The 238-nt window shown below is 52.9% G+C and carries 3 tRNA genes; all 3 read left to right on the plus strand.

Going from position 1 to position 238, the window contains the following annotated elements:
- Positions 1-76, plus strand: a tRNA-Asn gene (locus HFD99_RS25315).
- A 3-nt stretch (positions 77-79) separates the two neighbouring features.
- Positions 80-152, plus strand: a tRNA-Thr gene (locus HFD99_RS25320).
- 11 nt (positions 153-163) lie between these two features.
- Positions 164-235 (plus strand) — tRNA-Glu (locus HFD99_RS25325).
- Positions 236-238: the final 3 nt, after the last annotated feature.

A 238-nucleotide genomic window follows, 5' to 3' on the forward strand; every position in this document is an offset into this window, starting at 1 on the left:
TCCCTGATAGCTCAGTTGGTAGAGCACTCGACTGTTAATCGAGTTGTCACAGGTTCGAGTCCTGTTCGGGGAGCCATTTGCTCTCATAGCTCAGTAGGTAGAGTGCATCCATGGTAAGGATGAGGTCACCGGTTCGATCCCGGTTGAGAGCTTGTTACAGGATGGCCCGTTGGTCAAGGGGTTAAGACACCTCCCTTTCACGGAGGTAACAGGGGTTCGAATCCCCTACGGGTCATAG

The sequence above is a fragment of the Paenibacillus sp. EKM301P genome (genome assembly GCF_011800295.1).
GTDB classification, from domain to species: domain Bacteria; phylum Bacillota; class Bacilli; order Paenibacillales; family Paenibacillaceae; genus Paenibacillus; species Paenibacillus polymyxa.